Annotated in this window: 3 protein-coding genes; all 3 read right to left on the bottom strand. The window is 48.2% G+C overall.

All coding sequences use genetic code 11. The annotated features are described in order from the left end of the window. Window positions 1-15: 15 nt before the first annotated feature. From HRU21_13370 to HRU21_13360, 3 genes are read right to left on the bottom strand one after another with little or no spacing between them, the layout of a single operon-like run. On the bottom strand, window positions 16-243 hold the full coding sequence (locus HRU21_13370; protein ID NRA43273.1) for an exodeoxyribonuclease VII small subunit: 228 nt from the start codon (window positions 241-243) through the stop codon (window positions 16-18). 58 nt (window positions 244-301) lie between these two features. Then, window positions 302-1,078 (bottom strand): glycosyltransferase, encoded by a 777-nt coding sequence (locus HRU21_13365; GenBank protein NRA43272.1) that lies wholly within the window; start codon window positions 1,076-1,078, stop codon window positions 302-304. Continuing rightward, window positions 1,075-1,677 (bottom strand): glycosyltransferase family 4 protein, encoded by a 603-nt coding sequence (locus HRU21_13360; protein ID NRA43271.1) that lies wholly within the window; start codon window positions 1,675-1,677, stop codon window positions 1,075-1,077. The genes HRU21_13365 and HRU21_13360 overlap by 4 nt, the downstream gene beginning before the upstream one ends. Between the last annotated feature and the right edge of the window lie 55 nt (window positions 1,678-1,732).

Genomic DNA, 1,732 nt, shown 5'->3' with positions numbered 1-1,732 from the left:
GCCTTATCGGGACACTTATTCACTTTGAGCCGTTCGGGCTTGGTCGTCTTCAGTGGCGAGTACTTGGACCTTTTGTTCTAACGAGGACAGTGATTCTTGTGCTGCTTTTATCTTGCTGAGGGCGGATGCGTACTCTGCGAATGCCTCCTCTACGTTGAGCTGATCCATCTCTAGCTTTTCGATCGATACAAGGATTTCGTCTAGAGTCGATTGAATGGTCTTTGTCGCTTCCTTTTTAGTCATCAAGAAACCTTTTCTTTATGCTCGTTGCCATTAGCCTATGGAGAATATTAGTACCTGCCTAAGTGATTCTGCGAAATTGGCGCCTAACCACTGCTCGCAGCCAAACTAATATCCAGGGAATAGTCACTCCGCGCATCCCTCTGGCCTTTCTCGCCAACATGGTTTCCCAGATCCCTATGTGAGAATAATCATATGAGATGCCTGCATCGCCTTTGAGAATGATATTCATGGAGTTTGAGTAGTGGATTTTGTCTGCCCCGTTCAATAGCACTCTAATAATCAAGTCATAATCCCCAGCTACGCTGAGCTCAGAATTGAATGTGCCTATGTTGTTGAACAAGCTGCGCTTATGGAATGTGCCAGAGTGGGGCATATCGAAAGGCATGCCATGTTTTAGTTGCCAGAGAACTTTGTGAGGAGCTTTACCCCACGTGCCTACAGTCTCATGTCTATTGTTTACAACAGTCACAGGGCCATATATCAGCCATGCCGCGGTGTGCTCAGGATTGGATAGTATCTTGCTTGCGTCTTCCAGAGCTCGCGGCTGAGTGAAGTAGTCGTCCGCGCCCAAGAATAATACCCAGCGGCCCGATGCATGCGCGAGCGCTTTATTCCAAGCGTCGTAAATCCCCTTGTCCGACTCGCTTTGAATCCACGATAAGTTTTCTATCATAGACGCGGCCAAGTTCACTGTACCGTCTGAGCTGTCGCCATCGGCGATCAATACTTCGAAGTCTCGGAAGACTTGATCGTTCAGTGAGTTTGCTAGAGTAGATACATCAGACGCACAGTTATACGTGGCAACAACGATTGAAATAAGTGGTGCCGTGGTCATCGTACTCTACTGAATTCGCTTGTTTGATTCACTGTGCGGTCGATATGTTGAGCAAGTGTTTCGAGTACCAGTTTTTCGTCAAGTGCTTTGACGAGCTCCCATTGCCTAGCTGCAGTGCTGGCCGCTAGTTGCTGGTCTTCAATTACTTGAAGGAGACGGTCGGCAAGAGCAGTTGCGCTATAGGGTTCAAACTTTATCTGTCCGAGATCAACGCAGTACCTGCTACTAACACACGGCACACCCAGGCAAGCAGCTTCAGCGACTGTCAGCCCAAAGGTCTCGAAAAGTGTAGGGAGGACGATGATTCGCTGATTTACCATTAACTGAAGTGCTTTATCGCGGGGCATTTGCCCCGTGAGGCTAACGGAATCCCCCAAATCCAATTTCGATATCGTTTCTTCGACGGAAGTACGCACCGGCCCATCGCCAACAATCAATAGTGTCAAGTTTGGGTGCTTCCGCTTAAGAGAGTGGAACGCTTGCAGTAAAGTGAGGACGCCTTTTAGAGCATCGAGCCGACCGACATACGCTATAGAACTTTTATCACCTAATCCTACCTGGCTGCTGGATATGCGTTCAATATCGATTGGGTTTCCCAATAGCAGCACCTTTTTCTGCCATGATGCTCTTTCAACGAGATCTGATCTTGGCGAT

The sequence above is a fragment of the Pseudomonadales bacterium genome, assembly GCA_013215025.1.
Taxonomy (GTDB): domain Bacteria; phylum Pseudomonadota; class Gammaproteobacteria; order Pseudomonadales; family DT-91; genus DT-91.
Note: the sequence above shows the minus strand (reverse complement) of the source record. Positions and strands in the feature narration are given on the sequence as shown.

Bases quoted from the DNA above. Each gene is read 5' to 3' on its own strand.
- HRU21_13365 (NRA43272.1), bottom strand. From the start codon at position 1,078: ATGACCACGGCACCACTTATTTCAATCGTTGTTGCCACGTATAACTGT.
- HRU21_13370 (NRA43273.1), bottom strand. From the start codon at position 243: ATGACTAAAAAGGAAGCGACAAAGACCATTCAATCGACTCTAGACGAA.